17 protein-coding genes are annotated in these 15,226 nt (G+C 38.5%); 10 read left to right on the top strand and 7 right to left on the bottom strand.

The genetic code is table 11. The features are described 5' to 3' along the window. Positions 1-10: 10 nt before the first annotated feature. From ampD to ruvX, 6 genes are all read left to right on the top strand, one after another. Positions 11-562: a 1,6-anhydro-N-acetylmuramyl-L-alanine amidase AmpD gene (ampD, locus tag K6J66_RS03555; protein ID WP_038439232.1), complete on the top strand. Its 552-nt coding sequence runs from the start codon at positions 11-13 to the stop codon at positions 560-562. A 622-nt stretch (positions 563-1,184) separates the two neighbouring features. Then, on the top strand, positions 1,185-2,084 hold the full coding sequence (gene corC / locus K6J66_RS03550) for a CNNM family magnesium/cobalt transport protein CorC (protein WP_038439233.1): 900 nt from the start codon (positions 1,185-1,187) through the stop codon (positions 2,082-2,084). Between the two features lie 22 nt (positions 2,085-2,106). Beyond that, entirely contained in the window at positions 2,107-3,636 is a 1,530-nt protein-coding gene (gene lnt, locus K6J66_RS03545; protein ID WP_080281417.1) for an apolipoprotein N-acyltransferase, read from the top strand. Positions 3,637-3,685: 49 nt separating this feature from the next. Further along, on the top strand, positions 3,686-4,423 hold the full coding sequence (gene rsmE, locus K6J66_RS03540) for a 16S rRNA (uracil(1498)-N(3))-methyltransferase (RefSeq protein WP_038439236.1): 738 nt from the start codon (positions 3,686-3,688) through the stop codon (positions 4,421-4,423). After that, positions 4,420-4,980 (top strand): YqgE/AlgH family protein, encoded by a 561-nt coding sequence (locus K6J66_RS03535; protein WP_005656292.1) that lies wholly within the window; start codon positions 4,420-4,422, stop codon positions 4,978-4,980. Before rsmE ends, K6J66_RS03535 begins: the two co-directional genes overlap by 4 nt. Continuing rightward, a complete protein-coding gene (gene ruvX / locus K6J66_RS03530) occupies positions 4,980-5,399 on the top strand; it encodes a Holliday junction resolvase RuvX (RefSeq protein WP_005648994.1) in 420 nt (139 codons plus the stop codon). Before K6J66_RS03535 ends, ruvX begins: the two co-directional genes overlap by 1 nt. Before the next feature lie 49 nt (positions 5,400-5,448). On the opposite strand, the gene rdgC is transcribed toward ruvX, so the two are convergent. Continuing rightward, positions 5,449-6,357 carry a recombination-associated protein RdgC gene (gene rdgC / locus K6J66_RS03525; RefSeq protein WP_038439238.1) on the bottom strand — a complete coding sequence of 303 codons (909 nt, stop codon included), beginning with the start codon at positions 6,355-6,357 and terminating at the stop codon, positions 5,449-5,451. A 65-nt stretch (positions 6,358-6,422) separates the two neighbouring features. On the opposite strand from rdgC, the gene proC reads away from it, so the two are divergent. The 4 genes from proC (at position 6,423) to K6J66_RS03505 (ending at position 9,788) form a co-directional block, all read left to right on the top strand. Beyond that, entirely contained in the window at positions 6,423-7,238 is an 816-nt protein-coding gene (gene proC / locus K6J66_RS03520; protein WP_038439239.1) for a pyrroline-5-carboxylate reductase, read from the top strand. After that, on the top strand, positions 7,238-8,404 hold the full coding sequence (locus tag K6J66_RS03515; RefSeq protein WP_038439245.1) for a 3-phenylpropionate MFS transporter: 1,167 nt from the start codon (positions 7,238-7,240) through the stop codon (positions 8,402-8,404). The genes proC and K6J66_RS03515 overlap by 1 nt, the downstream gene beginning before the upstream one ends. Before the next feature lie 30 nt (positions 8,405-8,434). Further along, positions 8,435-9,328: a site-specific tyrosine recombinase XerD gene (gene xerD / locus K6J66_RS03510; protein ID WP_005649023.1), complete on the top strand. Its 894-nt coding sequence runs from the start codon at positions 8,435-8,437 to the stop codon at positions 9,326-9,328. A 172-nt stretch (positions 9,329-9,500) separates the two neighbouring features. After that, on the top strand, positions 9,501-9,788 hold the full coding sequence (locus tag K6J66_RS03505; protein ID WP_005659998.1) for a DUF5339 domain-containing protein: 288 nt from the start codon (positions 9,501-9,503) through the stop codon (positions 9,786-9,788). Positions 9,789-9,839: 51 nt separating this feature from the next. Here K6J66_RS03505 and ruvB read toward each other — a convergent pair whose 3' ends face one another. From ruvB to aspS, 6 genes are all read right to left on the bottom strand, one after another. After that, the gene (ruvB, locus tag K6J66_RS03500; protein ID WP_005649027.1) at positions 9,840-10,847 is read right to left on the bottom strand and encodes a Holliday junction branch migration DNA helicase RuvB; all 1,008 of its coding nucleotides are present in this window, start codon (positions 10,845-10,847) and stop codon (positions 9,840-9,842) included. A 7-nt stretch (positions 10,848-10,854) separates the two neighbouring features. Then, positions 10,855-11,469, bottom strand: coding sequence for a Holliday junction branch migration protein RuvA (ruvA, locus tag K6J66_RS03495; RefSeq protein WP_005659994.1), 615 nt, complete (start codon positions 11,467-11,469; stop codon positions 10,855-10,857). 62 nt (positions 11,470-11,531) lie between these two features. Then, positions 11,532-12,104, bottom strand: a complete 573-nt coding sequence (gene ruvC / locus K6J66_RS03490) for a crossover junction endodeoxyribonuclease RuvC (RefSeq protein ID WP_005666663.1) — start codon at positions 12,102-12,104, stop codon at positions 11,532-11,534. Between the two features lie 46 nt (positions 12,105-12,150). Next, on the bottom strand, positions 12,151-12,891 hold the full coding sequence (locus tag K6J66_RS03485) for a YebC/PmpR family DNA-binding transcriptional regulator (protein ID WP_005649034.1): 741 nt from the start codon (positions 12,889-12,891) through the stop codon (positions 12,151-12,153). Positions 12,892-12,902: 11 nt separating this feature from the next. Next, the gene (gene nudB / locus K6J66_RS03480; protein ID WP_038439249.1) at positions 12,903-13,376 is read right to left on the bottom strand and encodes a dihydroneopterin triphosphate diphosphatase; all 474 of its coding nucleotides are present in this window, start codon (positions 13,374-13,376) and stop codon (positions 12,903-12,905) included. Between the two features lie 21 nt (positions 13,377-13,397). After that, a complete protein-coding gene (gene aspS / locus K6J66_RS03475; RefSeq protein WP_038439250.1) occupies positions 13,398-15,164 on the bottom strand; it encodes an aspartate--tRNA ligase in 1,767 nt (588 codons plus the stop codon). Positions 15,165-15,226: the final 62 nt, after the last annotated feature.

The following is a 15,226-nucleotide window of genomic DNA, read 5'->3' as shown; positions in this document are numbered from 1 at the left end:
GGAAAAAAGTATGCAAAAACTAAAAGATATTGAACAAGGTATATTGGATTGTCGGCAAATTCAGTCACCTCACTTCGATAAACGCCCAAATCCACAGGATATTTCCTTATTGGTTATTCATTATATTAGTCTGCCGCCAGAACAATTTGGCGGCGGATATGTGGATGATTTTTTTCAAGGAAAATTAGATCCTAAGATTCATCCTTATTTTGCAGAAATTTATCAAATGCGTGTTTCAGCACATTGTTTGATCGAACGAAATGGGCGAATTACGCAATATGTCAATTTTAATGATCGTGCTTGGCACGCAGGCGTATCTAATTTTCAAGGACGAGAAAAATGTAATGATTTTGCCATTGGAATTGAGCTGGAGGGGAGTAATGAACAGCCTTTTACCGACGCTCAATATTTTTCATTGCAAGAGCTTACTAACGTAATAATGAAAAGTTACCCGAAGATTACGAAAAATCGAATTGTTGGACATTGCGATATTTCGCCAGGACGTAAGATCGATCCTGGTCAATATTTTGATTGGGAACGTTATTTATCCAGTGTGAAATAACCTGTATAAAAATTAAACATCAAATTTTGATGTATTCTGTGTATTATAAATACGTTCACTCTTTTAACTCTAACTAGTTGAATTAAAAGGAATAAATTTAAATCTGAAATTTTATTAAAAAAGTTAATTTGAGTTATACAACATTATAGATTTTCTCAACCACAATTTTATCCACAGAAATATTGAATAACTCAAAGAGATGATAAAAAGATCTTTTGTGAATAAAACTGTTTTAGAAATTGTATTTTTTTACCGCACTTTCTTCCATTTTTGAATGTGAAAAGTGCGGTTTATTTTTGTTTAAGATCTTTTGGTTGGAAATAACCCTATTTATTTTTAAGTTTGATGTGATAAGGATCTTTGCCTGTTTTTACGAGATCAATTCACAATCAGAAATCCATTATTCACAATGTTATCCACAACATAGGTACATATAAACAAAATAAGAATATTTTGTTGTCTAGAATTTTCCCCTTCCGTAAAATTGTATATTTTTAACCGCACTTTAGGTTCAAACCCAATGTGCGATTATTTTTATTGATTTTCCTCTTTTCGCTTTTTGCGATTTTTTCTAAAATGTGATACTTTTTCGCCGTCAATAAGACATCAAACACAAATCAATATGAACGACGAACAGCAAAATTCAAACCAATCTGAAAATACGAAAAAACCTTTTTTCCAATCTTTATTCGGTCGCTTTTTTCAAGGCGAATTAAAAAATCGTGAAGAACTTGTGGAAGTGATTCGCGATTCAGAACAAAACGATTTAATTGATCAAAATACGCGTGAAATGATTGAAGGCGTGATGGAAATTGCGGAACTTCGTGTTCGCGATATTATGATTCCTCGTTCACAAATTATTTTTATTGAAGATCAACAAGATTTAAATACTTGTTTAAACACAATTATTGAATCCGCACATTCTCGTTTTCCTGTGATTGCCGATGCCGATGACCGCGATAATATCGTGGGCATTTTGCACGCAAAAGATTTATTAAAATTTTTACGTGAAGATGCCGAAGCGTTTGATTTATCTTCATTATTGCGCCCCGTCGTGATTGTGCCAGAAAGCAAAAGAGTGGATCGTATGTTAAAAGATTTCCGCTCAGAGCGTTTCCATATGGCCATTGTGGTGGATGAATTTGGTGCAGTGTCGGGGCTTGTTACTATTGAAGATATTTTGGAACAAATTGTTGGCGATATTGAAGATGAATTTGATGAAGAAGAGATTGCGGATATTCGTCAGCTTTCTCGTCATACTTATGCAGTGCGTGCGCTCACCGATATTGATGATTTCAATGGGCAATTTAATACGGATTTTGATGATGAAGAAGTAGATACCATTGGCGGTCTGATTATGCAGACTTTTGGTTATTTACCAAAACGTGGGGAAGAAATTATTTTGAAAAATCTTCAATTTAAAGTGACTTCTGCAGATAGTCGTCGATTAATTCAACTTCGAGTCACAGTGCCAGATGAACATTTGGTAGAAATGAATAATGTAGATGAAAAATCTGAATAGGATTTTATTATCAATTAAATTTATGAATAAATATTTAACTTATTTTATTGCTTTTATATCGGGTTTAGTCGGTGTTTTTGCCTTTTCGCCATTTGATTATTGGCCTTTAGCCTATGTGTCTTTACTCGGTTTACTTTATGTCGCTAAAAATCCTAAAAAATCCACCGCACTTTTATCCACTTTCTTGTGGGCGATGGGATTTTTCTGCTTTGGAGTAAGTTGGCTTAATGTTAGCATCCATCAGTTTGGAGGTGCGTCTTTAGGGGTAAGTTATTTCCTTGTCGGTTTGCTTGCGGCTTATCTTGTGCTATATCCAATGCTCTTTACCTATTTAGTTCAGCGTTTCAAAGTGCAAAGTGCGGTAATTTTTGCCGTGATTTGGACATTGACAGAATTTTTACGGGGTTGGATTTTTACTGGTTTTCCTTGGCTTCAGTTTGGTTATACACAAATTGACAGCCCATTTTATGGTCTCGCCCCGATTTTTGGGGTAACAGGATTGACATTCTTTACCCTTTGGGCAAGTGCGGTCATTTTTAATCTCGTTTCCTCTTTGTTTAAAACGAAAAATCTTAAATTAGTTTTAGCGAATGCTTTGTTATTGATTATCGTAGGGGGATTAAGTGCTTATTCATCGCAAATTCACTTTGTAAAATCTGTTGAAGATAAGGCGATTTCAGTCACGCTTGCGCAAGGCAATATTGAACAAAATCTTAAATGGGATCCTAATTATTTCTATTCTACTTTGGCAATTTATCAAAAATTAATCGCAGAAAATCTTGGTAAAACCGATTTAATTATTTTGCCTGAATCAGCCTTGCCAACCCTTGAAAATGCAATTACACCATTTTTTGAAAAATTAGAGCATGCTGCTAAAGAAACTAAAACGGAGATTATGATTGGAACGGTATTCCAAGATACAAAATCTGGTAAGTTATTAAATTCAATTATGACTGCTGGAAACCCAGATTTTCCTTATCAACCAGATACGCCAAATCGTTATAATAAACATCATCTCGTGCCTTTCGGGGAATATGTTCCGCTAGAAAGTATTTTGCGACCGCTTAATTCAGTGTTTAATTTACCAATGTCAGCATTTCAAAGTGGGGAGGCAGTTCAACCCTCTTTAATCGCAAAAAAACGTGCTTTTTCGCCAGCAATTTGTTATGAAATTATTTTCGGCGAGCAAGTGCGACAAAATTTGAAACAAGATACGGATTATTTGCTCACCTTATCTAATGATGCGTGGTTTGGCGATTCTATTGGGCCTTGGCAACATTTACAGATGGCAAGAATGCGCGCTTTAGAATTAGGCAAACCGCTTATTCGTGCAACAAATACGGGGATTTCAGTTTTTGTTGATGCGCAAGGTAAGGTATTAGCACAAGCCCCGCAATTTATTGAAACAACTTTGACTTATAAAATTGCACCTGCGGAAGGCAAAACCCCTTATTCTGTGTTAGGAAATATGCCTTTGTATGCTTTATCTTTATTGTTTTTACTCTTGCACAGTATGATGGCGTTTATTCGTCGTAAGATGAATATCTTATAAAAACACCAGTTAAAATGACCGCACTTTTTCATTCATATAAATAAACATTATGCGCATACCAAGAATTTATCATCCAATATCCCTTGAAAATCAAACTCAATGTCATCTTTCAGAAGACGCGACAAATCACGTTGCTCGAGTGTTAAGAATGACAGAAGGCGAACAGCTTGAACTCTTTGATGGTTCTAATCATATTTATCCAGCAAAAATTATTGAGTCAAATAAAAAGTCCGTAAAAGTAGAGATTTTAGGGCGTGAGCTTGCGGATAAAGAATCCCATTTAAAAATCCATTTAGGACAAGTGATTTCTCGTGGAGAACGAATGGAATTTACTATTCAAAAATCCGTAGAATTAGGGGTAAATGTGATTACGCCATTATGGTCAGAACGCTGTGGCGTAAAACTTGACGCAGAGCGGATGGATAAAAAAATCCAACAATGGCAAAAAATTGCGATTGCAGCTTGTGAGCAATGCGGTCGTAATATTGTGCCAGAGATTCGTCCACTGATGAAATTGCAAGATTGGTGTGCAGAAAATGATGGCGCATTGAAATTGAATTTACATCCACGCGCGCACTATTCTATTAAAACCTTACCGACTATTCCTGCTGAGGGTGTTCGCTTATTAATTGGCTCGGAAGGTGGATTATCAGCACAAGAAATTGCCCAAACTGAACAGCAAGGATTTACTGAAATTTTATTAGGAAAACGTGTTTTACGCACTGAAACTGCATCACTTGCAGCGATAAGTGCATTGCAAATTTGTTTTGGGGATTTAGGCGAATGATGGAATTACAAGGAAAATTTTTGATCGCAATGCCACATTTAGACGATTATTTTAATCGCACGGTGGTGTTTATGTGTGAGCATAATGAACAGGGTTCAATGGGTTTGGTAATTAATCAGCCGACAGATTTAAGCATTGCGGAACTTTATTCAAAACTCAATTTTATGATGAAAAATGACCGCACTTTTGGTAATGAAATGGTGGTTGCGGGTGGCCCTGTGCATACAGAAAGAGGGTTTATTTTACATAAGAATACGCTTAATGCTTTTCAACATACTTACAAAGTCACAGAGGAACTTTCAATGACAACCTCCGCTGATGTGGTGGAAACGCTAGGTTCAACTTTTGCACCTGAAAAATATCTTGTTGCGCTAGGATGTTCAAGCTGGGGGGCTGGTCAGTTAGAAAAAGAAATCAGAGATAATGCGTGGTTGGTGGTGTCATCTAATGATCAAATTTTATTTGATATGCCCTATGAAGATCGTTATGCTGCAGCCAATCAGTTACTTGGTATTCATCCTTATAATTTTGCGTTAGCGCAAGTAGGGCATAGTTAATGGGAATTACCGCTCTGGCTTTTGATTTTGGCACTAAAAGTATCGGTTGTGCCATAGGACAAAGTATTACTGGTACAGCACAGGCCTTACCCGCTTTTAAGGCGCAAGATGGCATCCCAAATTGGGAAGCGATCGAAAAATGTTTGAAAGAATGGAAACCAGATGTTGTCATTGTTGGTCTTCCTTTAAATATGGACGGAACAGAACAAGATCTCACTCTACGTGCTCGTAAATTTGCAAATCGTTTACAAGGTCGTTTTGGCGTTAATGTTCATTTACAAGATGAACGATTAACCACCACGCAAGCTCGTAGTGAGATTTTTGAACGTGGTGGTTTTAAAGCATTAAAAAAAGGCAAAATCGATGGAGTGTCAGCTTGTTTAATTTTAGAGAGCTGGTTTGAATACGCTGAATATTAGATTCACATTGTAAAAATAAACTTCATTTTAGAATGATTAAAGCGCGATTTTATAATCTCGCTTTTTCGCCACCAAATTCATCTAATAAATTTTCGGTGAGTTTGGCTAAAATACCAGTCATCAGTACAAAATCTGCATCGAAACGCTGTGCAAAATCTTCTTTCAGAATATCATCATTTTTTTCCCGTACAGTATCTGCAAATTTTAAACGTTTGATTGTGCAATCTTCGTTAAAAACGAAAGTTAAGGTATCCTCCCATTCTAAGGCTAATTTACTTACTACTTTTTTGCCATCTTGCAGAAGAGCGAGAATTTCTTCATTTTCTAAGGGTTGTTTTTTACAACGAATAACGCTGTCTTCCTGACTGCCACGAAGCTCGGCTTCTTCCAATGCAAGTAACCAATGCGGTAAAGTATCTTGAAGGATCCAATTGGTTAAAATCGTGCTGGGTTCATTAGCAAAGGCTAAAGGTACGACAGGGAGCGAACCTAAGGATTTCCGCAGTAATGCGAGCGCATCTTCCGCGCGTTTACTTGATGCAGCATCAATATGAACAAGATTATTTTCCGTATCAATCCACAGTGCCGTATGCTGATTTTTACTAAATGCACGAGGTAATAAATTCATCACGACATCATCTTTTAATGTCTGTTTTTCTACCTTTTTAAGTTTACGGTTTTCTTTTTGTTCGAGGCTTTCAATGCGGTCATCTAATTCACGTTTGACTACATTTGCCGGCAAGATTTTTTCTTCTTTTTTGGCGATTAATAGAATTTGTTTTCCAACAGAAAAATAGAGTAAATCAGCACCTCGTAATGGGGCTGACCAGCCAAATTTACTTTGATCTTGAGCACCACAAGGATGGAATTGACAATCTTCTAGTTGAGTTTGTAGCTGTGCAAGATCCCAATCTAGGGGTTTAGTCAGTCTATAAGTCATTAAATTTTTGAACCACATCGTAACACTTCCTTCAATATAGGGTAGAATGTGCGGTATTATAGCCCATAAAAGTAGGAAAAACGATGCAACACAAATTGATTGCCTTTATTGGTGGCGGCAATATGGCACAAGCTATTATTCTTGGATTATTGAAACAAGGTTATCCTGCCGAGCAAATTATTGTGAATGATCCGAATGAGGAAAAAAGAGCATTTTTTGCTAATCTTGGCGTGGCAACTTCAGAAAATAATGTGGAAAGTGCAATCAAAGCTGAGGTTGTGTTGCTTGCGGTAAAACCTCAAATGATGGCTGAAGTTTGTTCGCCACTAAGTGCGGTGGATTTTTCCGACAAATTGTTAATTTCCATTGCCGCCGGTATTTCAACTGAACGCTTGAACGCATTAATTCCAAGCGTAAAATCAATAGTATGCGTCATGCCAAATACGCCCGCATTAGTGGGGGAAGGTATGGCGGGGTTATTTGCACCGAAAAATACGAGTGAAAATCACCGCACTTTTGCACAAGATTTATTGGGAGCTGTGGGAAGAACGGTTTGGGTGAATGATGAAACTCAAATGCACGCAGTCACTGCCGCGTCAGGAAGTAGCCCAGCCTATTTCTTTTTAATGCTGGAAGCGATGCAGAAAGCCTTAATCAAAATGAATATAGATGAGAAAACTGCCCGTGAATTAGTGCAGCAATCTATGCTTGGTGCAGCCAAAATGGTGATAGAAAATCCGCAAATTGCACTTTCAACTTTGCGTGAAAATGTTACCTCGAAAGGTGGCACTACTGCGGCAGCGTTAGCAGTATTTGACGCACAACATTTTAATCAAACAATAGAGCAAGCTATGCAGGCTTGTTTGTCTCGTTCACAAGAAATGGAAACTTTATTCTAATGCAAGTTCGTCCTTTTTATTGGCTCGCACTGAGCTTTCTAGGTTACTACTGCGCTTATGGCGTATTTTTGCCTTTCTTTCCCGCATGGTTAAAATCACAACAATATGGGGAGGAAATGATTGGTTTGGTTATCGGGAGTGCTTATATTTTCCGATTTGCGGGCGGATTATTTTTTTCATCGCTGATTAAAAAAGCCAATCATATTATTAGTTCCTTACGCCTATTGGCGTTAGCATCGGCAATTATTATGGCGGCTATGAGTTTAGTTGCGCATAATTTTTGGCTGTTGTTTATTGCTATCGGTTTGTATGCTTCTGTGAATTCAGCAGGAATGCCGATTGGGGATTCGTTGGCATCCACTTGGCAACGCCAAATCGGCTTGGATTACGGCAAAGTACGTTTAATTGGCTCTGCTGCTTTTATTCTTGGTGTAGTAGTATTTGGTGGCATGATTGGCTGGGTTGGCGAGCAAAATATCGTGTGGATTTTAACCGCACTTTTATCCTTCTATACCATCATTCAGCTTTTAAAACCGACCATTCCCCCAAAAGATGAAATACCTGAAGATGGCGTTCAAAATGATGTTGGTTTTATTGCTTTACTGAAAAATCCGATGACATTACGAGTCATGGTTGCAGTAGGGCTGATTCAAGGCTCTCATGCGGCTTATTATGTTTATAGCACGATTTATTGGACAAGTATTGGGATCTCCGTTTCTCAAACTAGCTTACTTTGGGGCATTGGCGTATTAGCGGAAATTGTATTATTTTTCTTCTCTCGTCGTTTATTTCAAAATATTTCTATCAGCGTACTACTTTATATTTCTGCGCTTGCGTGCATCGGACGCTGGGCTGTAATAGGATATATTGACGATTTCTGGTTGATATTCTTATTGCAACTTATACACAGTTTAACCTATGCCGTTTGCCATTATGCGATTGTTCGCTATATCACCACGCAACCGCAAAGCCATATTGCGAAGTTACAAGGTTTGTATAATGGTTTATCCAATGGTGTGCTCATTGCTATTTTCACCGCGATTGCTGGCATGATTTATCCAACGTCGCCAGCGATGACATTTGTATTTATGAGTATCATAGCAGCTGCAGCATTTTTTGTGATTCCACGCAAGTTAAATGCCTTTTTGATTGTTCAGCATAAATAGGACGCATCGCTTTCCTTTTAAAAAAGTAATATGAAAAATCTTGCACTTATTGATTTGTTTCTTAACGAATATTGGATTGAAAAAGGGCTTTCAGAAAATACCGTTCAATCTTATCGTTTGGATTTAACCGCACTTTGTGATTGGTTGGATAAAAACGACTTATCTTTGGAAACTTTAGATGCTGTAGATTTGCAAGGTTTTCTAGGAGAGCGTTTAGAGAAAGGTTACAAAGCCACAAGCACCGCGCGAATGTTAAGTGCAATGCGTAAACTTTTCCAATATTTATATCGGGAAAAATACCGAGTAGATGATCCAAGTGCGGTGCTAAGTTCGCCTAAATTACCCAGTCGCTTGCCAAAATATTTAACCGAGCAACAAGTGTCTGATTTGCTCAATACGCCAGATGTGGAAGTGCCTTTGGAGTTGCGTGATAAAGCAATGTTAGAGTTGCTTTATGCAACGGGGCTTCGTGTCACGGAGTTAGTTTCGCTTACGATTGAAAACATGAGTGTGCAACAAGGCGTGGTGCGAGTGATTGGTAAAGGGAACAAAGAGCGTATTGTGCCAATGGGGGAAGAAGCTGCTTATTGGGTTCGTCAATTTATGCTGTATGGTCGCCCTGTTCTCTTAAATGGGCAGAGTTCTGATGTTGTGTTTCCAAGTCAGCGCACACAGCAAATGACTCGTCAAACTTTCTGGCATCGTGTAAAACATTATGCCATTCTCGCAGATATTGATGCGGATGCACTTTCCCCTCACGTTCTCCGCCATGCTTTTGCCACCCATTTAGTGAATCACGGTGCGGATTTACGCGTGGTGCAAATGTTGTTGGGTCATACAGATTTATCTACAACACAGATTTATACTCACGTGGCAAAAGAAAGATTGAAACGATTGCATGAAAGATTTCATCCTAGAGGATAATTTCGGGGTAAATTTTTATAGTTTTAAAGATTGATTGTGGATTTCTTATTGATTAATTAATTTGACACGCATCACAAATTTTGAATAAAAAATTAGACAGCTCAAGCATATTTTGCTATCTTTCGAAAAATTTCGACATTTATTCTATCGAAAAGTAATTTTGGATTCTAAAATGAAAAAAATCACGCTTTTTTTTACCGCACTTTTATGCTTATTTTCAACTTCTGTTTTAGCCGAATCTAATTCAATGCCTAAACAATGCGAACAACTATTTAAAGAAACAGAGAATTTGATTGCCCAAGCAGAAAAACAACCTGGAACCCACATTCAAGTAAATAAAATCAAAAGTAAACTAAACCAAAGCAAACAACAAATTCTTCAAATGGAATTAGCGACTCAGTTAAAAAGTTGTGAAGTGGGTTTAGCAAAATTAAGTAATTTGAAAAGTTATAGTGAGTAATTAAAAAAGCCTTATTGAGTACAATAAGGCTTTTTTAGTGGTTAAATTTATCTAGTCTGATAATTTCTGCAAACCAAAATGGCGATAAGTTTGTGATGTTGCAATACGACCACGCGGCGTTCTTTGTAGAAACCCCTGTTGAATCAAATAAGGCTCTAACACATCTTCAATGGTATCACGTTCTTCGCCGATCGCAGCGGCAAGATTATCTAGCCCCACAGGCCCACCGTCAAAACGCTCAATAACTGCAGACAACAACTTTCTATCTAAATAATCAAATCCAGCATCGTCTACATCTAGCATTGAAAGTGCTTGTTTTGCCACATTTATAGAAATAATACCGCCATTACGTACATCTGCATAATCACGCACACGTCGTAATAAACGGTTTGCAATTCGAGGCGTGCCTCGTGAACGACGAGCCACCTCGAAAGCGGCTTGTTGTTCTAATTCAAGATTTAAACAGTCCGCACTTCTTGCAACGATAGATGTTAAATCTTCTACAGAATAGAATTCCAAACGTTGCACAATACCAAAACGATCACGCAATGGAGAAGTCAAAGAACCCGCTCTAGTGGTCGCGCCAACCAAAGTAAAAGGGGGCAAATCTAATTTAATGGAACGAGCAGCGGGTCCTTCGCCAATCATAATATCCAACTGATAGTCTTCCATTGCTGGATAAAGGACTTCTTCAATCGCAGGGGAAAGTCGATGGATTTCATCAATAAATAATACATCATGCGGTTCAAGATTGGTTAGCATTGCGGCTAAATCTCCCGCTTTTTCTAATACAGGCCCTGATGTCGTACGAATATTCACGCCCATTTCATTTGCCACAATATTAGCAAGCGTTGTTTTTCCCAAACCTGGAGGGCCAAAAATCAATAAATGATCTAAGGCATCTTGACGTAGTTTGGCTGCCTTGATGAAAATATCCATCTGCTCGCGTACTTGCGGCTGCCCAACATAATCTGCTAATAGTTTAGGACGAATAGCACGGTCGATAACATCTTCATCAACCTTAGCTTGCCCGCTAATAATTCTATCTGCTTCAATCATATTTTTCCTACAATGCGGCTTTTAATGCTTCACGAATAACTTGTTCACTGGTTAATTCAGGTTTAGCAACGCGTTTTACCATTTTTTCTGCTTCTGCAGGTTTATAACCTAAAGCAATCAAGGCTGAAATTGCTTCATCAGATGAACTTTCCGAGTGGGATTCAATAGATGGGGATAATGGAATATGCGTACTTTCTACAAAGAAATCGCTTTGTTTTACGCCTTTAAATTTACCTTTGAGTTCAACTAACAAACGTTCAGCTGTTTTTTTGCCAACACCTGGAATTTTAGTGAGTTTAGAAAGTTCTTCTCTCTCTATTGCATAGGCAAATTGTTCGACCGACATGGCGGATAAAATCGCTAAGGCTAATTTAGGCCCCACCCCATTTGTTTTAATTAATTCACGAAATAAAGTGCGGTCTGTTTTCTGGGCAAATCCAAAGAGTAAGTGAGCATCTTCCCGAACAACAAGATGGGTGAATAAAGTAGTTTCTTGTCCAATTTCTGGTAAATCATAGAAACTCGTCATAGGCAAAAGCAATTCATAGCCTACGCCTTGCACATTGAGTAAAATTTCTGGAGGTTGTTTTTCTAAAAGAATGCCTTGTAAGCGACCGATCATAACTCTTCCGAATGATAAAAAACTTAGCGCATAGAATAAAATAAAACTGGACGAACATCCAGTTAAATTTTTAATCTAAAGCGTCCTCGGCTATATCTGGTCTTTAAAAGTGCGGTCATTTTTTCTTGCGTTTCTGTCATTTTCACAGAATTGGCAATATGTAAAGAATGTTGAATAGAATGAGCGTGTGTAATCGCAATAGCCAACGCATCCGCTGCATCGGCTTGAGGTTTATCTGACAACTTCAAAATACGAGTCACCATTTCTTGCACTTGTACTTTATCAGCAGAACCAATGCCCACAACCGTTTGTTTTACTAAACGTGCGGCATATTCAAAAACAGGTAAATCATGATTTACCGCTGCAACAATCGCCGTGCCGCGAGCCTGCCCAAGTTTCAAGGCTGAATCCGCATTTTTCGCCATAAACACTTGCTCAATCGCAAACATACTAGGTTGAAATTGCGTGATGATTTCAGTTACCCCAGCATAAATGCGTTTCAAACGGGTGGGTAAATCTTCAACTTGAGTACGAATTGCGCCACTACCGAGATATTCTAAATGTCTCCCTGTTTGGCGAATCACACCGTAACCCGTTACGCGAGATCCAGGGTCAATACCTAAAATAATGCTCATAATTTCTATAAAAAATGGGTAATTAAATTACCCATTTATTGCATTATTAAAGTTGAGATGCCACTTCGTCACAGATTTCTCCGTTGTGATATACGTTTTGTACGTCATCACAATCTTCCAACATATCAATTAAACGAAGTAATTTTGGTGCGGTTTCGATATCAAGATCAACGGTTGTTGATGGAATCATCGTTACTTCAGCTTCTTGAACTTTAAAGCCAGCTGCTTCAATGCCATCACGCACTGAACCCAAATCTTCCCAAGCAGTATAGATTTCAAATGAACCATCATCTTGTGGTTGAATATCATCAGCACCCGCTTCGATAGCCGCTTCAGTTAAGGCATCTTCGTCCGCTTCTGCGATTAAGATTAAACCTTTTTTGCTAAATAAATAACCAACAGAGCCTTCTGTTCCTAAGTTACCACCACATTTGGTAAAACTTGGGCGAACCTGTGAAATGGTGCGGTTTGCATTATCACTTAAACATTCAACCATAACCGCTGTACCACCTGGGCCATAACCTTCATAGATTTTGGTTTCCATATTGGTGTCATCGCCACCACCTACGCCACGATCAATAGCACGGTTGATAGTATCGCGCGTCATATTGTTGCTAAGTGCTTTATCTACTGCAGCACGTAAACGCGGGTTAGCACTCACATCGCCACCACCAATTTTAGCTGCGGTAACAAGTTCACGAATTAATTTAGTAAAAATTTTACCGCGTTGTGCATCTTGTGCTGCTTTGCGGTGTTTAATATTAGCCCACTTACTATGACCTGCCATTTTATTTCCTTCTATTTATCTTTAAGAATATATTTTCTAATTGCTTCCGCGTTATTGGAAGATTTTGTCATTTGGATTGCTTGTTCAGGGGAAACCCATTGATATGCCAAATGCTCACTCAATACTGGAATAAATTCTTTTTCCACCTCACACAAAAACCAATGTTCTTTGCAATGAGTAATATTCGGTGCGTATTTATAGCGGAAATGTGGAAAAATTTCAAATTCTATGCTCTCATTGCAATCAAAAAGTGCGGTGGAATTTTCCGAAATTTCTAACCGCACTTCTTCCCATAGCTCACGAATTGCTGTTTTTTTTGGTGTTTCACCACTTTCAATGGTGCCAGTAACAGACTGCCAAAAATCAGGATCATCTTGGCGTTGGAGCATTAAAACTCTGTTTGTATCTTTAGTGTAAATTACAACGAGAACAGATTGATTATTTTTGTATTGCATCATTAAAAATGCGGTCAAATCTGACCGCACTTCATTCCTAATATTTCAAACTTATTCTGCTTTAACGACAGAAATTGCCAACTCTTCCAACGCTTGCGGATTTGCAAAACTCGGGGCTTCTGTCATTAAGCACGCTGCTGCCGTAGTTTTAGGAAAAGCAATCACATCACGGATATTTTCAGTGCCTGTTAAAAGCATGGTTAAACGGTCTAAACCAAATGCTAAACCAGCATGCGGTGGAGTACCAAATTTTAACGCATCTAATAAGAAACCGAATTTCTCTCGTTGTTGTTCTTCGTCAATACCAAGAATACGGAACACAGTTTGTTGCATTTTCGGATCAAAAATACGCACAGAACCACCACCCACTTCGTAGCCGTTGATGACCATATCGTAAGCATTGGCTACCGCACTTGTTGGATCAGCCTCTAATTGCTCTGGGCTGAAATCTTTTGGTGAAGTGAATGGATGGTGCATTGCTGCAAGATTACCTTCTTCATCACGTTCAAACATTGGGAAATCAATGACCCAAAGCGGTTTCCATTCGTCTAAACGAGTTAAGCCAAGATCACGACCTAATTTCAAACGTAACGCACCCATTGCATCAGTGGTAGTTTGCCATTTGTCTGCACCGAAGAATAAAATATCGCCAGTTTGTGCATTCACACGTTCTGCTAACGCTTTCCATACCTCTTCATTTAAGAATTTCGCAATCGGACTTTGCACGCCTTCAAGACCAACATTAATATCGTTTACTTTTGCCCAAGCCAAGCCTTTTGCACCATAAATACCAACAAATTGTGTATATTCATCAATTTGTTTACGAGTAATTTCTGCACCATTTGGTACTCGAATGACTGCAACACGGCCATTTGGATTGTTTGCTGGCTCATTAAATACTTTAAATTCAACATCTTTGACAATATCTGCTACATCTACCATTTCTAATGGGTTACGCAAATCTGGCTTATCAGAACCGAAACGACACATTGCTTCTTGCCAAGTCATCACTGGGAACTTACCTAAATCCACACCGATGGTATCAAGCCATAAGCCGTGCACCATACGTTCCATAATTTCGCGGACTTCTGGCGCAGTTAGGAAAGAAGTTTCCACATCGATTTGAGTAAACTCAGGCTGACGGTCTGCTCGCAAATCTTCATCACGGAAACATTTTACGATTTGATAATAGCGGTCAAAACCAGACATCATTAAAAGCTGTTTGAAAAGCTGTGGTGATTGCGGCAATGCATAGAATTTGCCTTTATGCACACGGCTTGGCACTAAATAGTCACGCGCACCTTCAGGCGTTGCTTTGGTAAGCATTGGGGTTTCAATATCAAGGAAACCATTGTCATCCATAAAACGACGCACAAAGCTGGTGATTTTCGCACGAGTTTTCAAACGTTGAGCCATTTCTGGGCGACGTAAATCTAAATAACGATATTTTAAACGTTGTTCTTCCGTATTGTTTTGGTTAAAGTCGAGAGGTAACACATCAGAAGCATTGTAAACACGCAATTCTTTCGCTAACACTTCCACTTCGCCTGTCGCCATATTTTTATTGATTTGGTTTTCAGGACGCGCAATCACTTCGCCTTTAATTTGGATACAAAATTCATTACGTAACCCCGCAGCCGCTGTCAATGCTTCTTGATATTTCGGATCAAAACAAACTTGCACGATACCATCACGATCGCGCATATCAATAAAAATCAAGCCACCTAAATCACGACGGCGATGAACCCAACCGCTTAATGTTACGTCTTGTCCGATATTGTTACGGTTTAATGCTCCGCAATAATGTGTACGCATCATTTCAAAATCCTTTGTACTCTTTTAATTATGCTCAAAAAATCTGTCGCAATTATAGCGGAAAA

The sequence above is a fragment of the Haemophilus influenzae genome, assembly GCF_019703545.1.
Taxonomy (GTDB): Bacteria; Pseudomonadota; Gammaproteobacteria; order Enterobacterales; family Pasteurellaceae; genus Haemophilus; species Haemophilus influenzae_E.
Note: the sequence above shows the minus strand (reverse complement) of the source record. Positions and strands in the feature narration are given on the sequence as shown.

Bases quoted from the DNA above. Each gene is read 5' to 3' on its own strand.
- ampD (WP_038439232.1), top strand. From the start codon at position 11: ATGCAAAAACTAAAAGATATTGAACAAGGTATATTGGATTGTCGGCAA.
- corC (WP_038439233.1), top strand. From the start codon at position 1,185: ATGAACGACGAACAGCAAAATTCAAACCAATCTGAAAATACGAAAAAA.
- lnt (WP_080281417.1), top strand. From the start codon at position 2,107: ATGAATAAATATTTAACTTATTTTATTGCTTTTATATCGGGTTTAGTC.
- rsmE (WP_038439236.1), top strand. From the start codon at position 3,686: ATGCGCATACCAAGAATTTATCATCCAATATCCCTTGAAAATCAAACT.
- K6J66_RS03535 (WP_005656292.1), top strand. From the start codon at position 4,420: ATGATGGAATTACAAGGAAAATTTTTGATCGCAATGCCACATTTAGAC.
- ruvX (WP_005648994.1), top strand. From the start codon at position 4,980: ATGGGAATTACCGCTCTGGCTTTTGATTTTGGCACTAAAAGTATCGGT.
- rdgC (WP_038439238.1), bottom strand. From the start codon at position 6,357: ATGTGGTTCAAAAATTTAATGACTTATAGACTGACTAAACCCCTAGAT.
- proC (WP_038439239.1), top strand. From the start codon at position 6,423: ATGCAACACAAATTGATTGCCTTTATTGGTGGCGGCAATATGGCACAA.
- K6J66_RS03515 (WP_038439245.1), top strand. From the start codon at position 7,238: ATGCAAGTTCGTCCTTTTTATTGGCTCGCACTGAGCTTTCTAGGTTAC.
- xerD (WP_005649023.1), top strand. From the start codon at position 8,435: ATGAAAAATCTTGCACTTATTGATTTGTTTCTTAACGAATATTGGATT.
- K6J66_RS03505 (WP_005659998.1), top strand. From the start codon at position 9,501: ATGAAAAAAATCACGCTTTTTTTTACCGCACTTTTATGCTTATTTTCA.
- ruvB (WP_005649027.1), bottom strand. From the start codon at position 10,847: ATGATTGAAGCAGATAGAATTATTAGCGGGCAAGCTAAGGTTGATGAA.
- ruvA (WP_005659994.1), bottom strand. From the start codon at position 11,469: ATGATCGGTCGCTTACAAGGCATTCTTTTAGAAAAACAACCTCCAGAA.
- ruvC (WP_005666663.1), bottom strand. From the start codon at position 12,104: ATGAGCATTATTTTAGGTATTGACCCTGGATCTCGCGTAACGGGTTAC.
- K6J66_RS03485 (WP_005649034.1), bottom strand. From the start codon at position 12,891: ATGGCAGGTCATAGTAAGTGGGCTAATATTAAACACCGCAAAGCAGCA.
- aspS (WP_038439250.1), bottom strand. From the start codon at position 15,164: ATGATGCGTACACATTATTGCGGAGCATTAAACCGTAACAATATCGGA.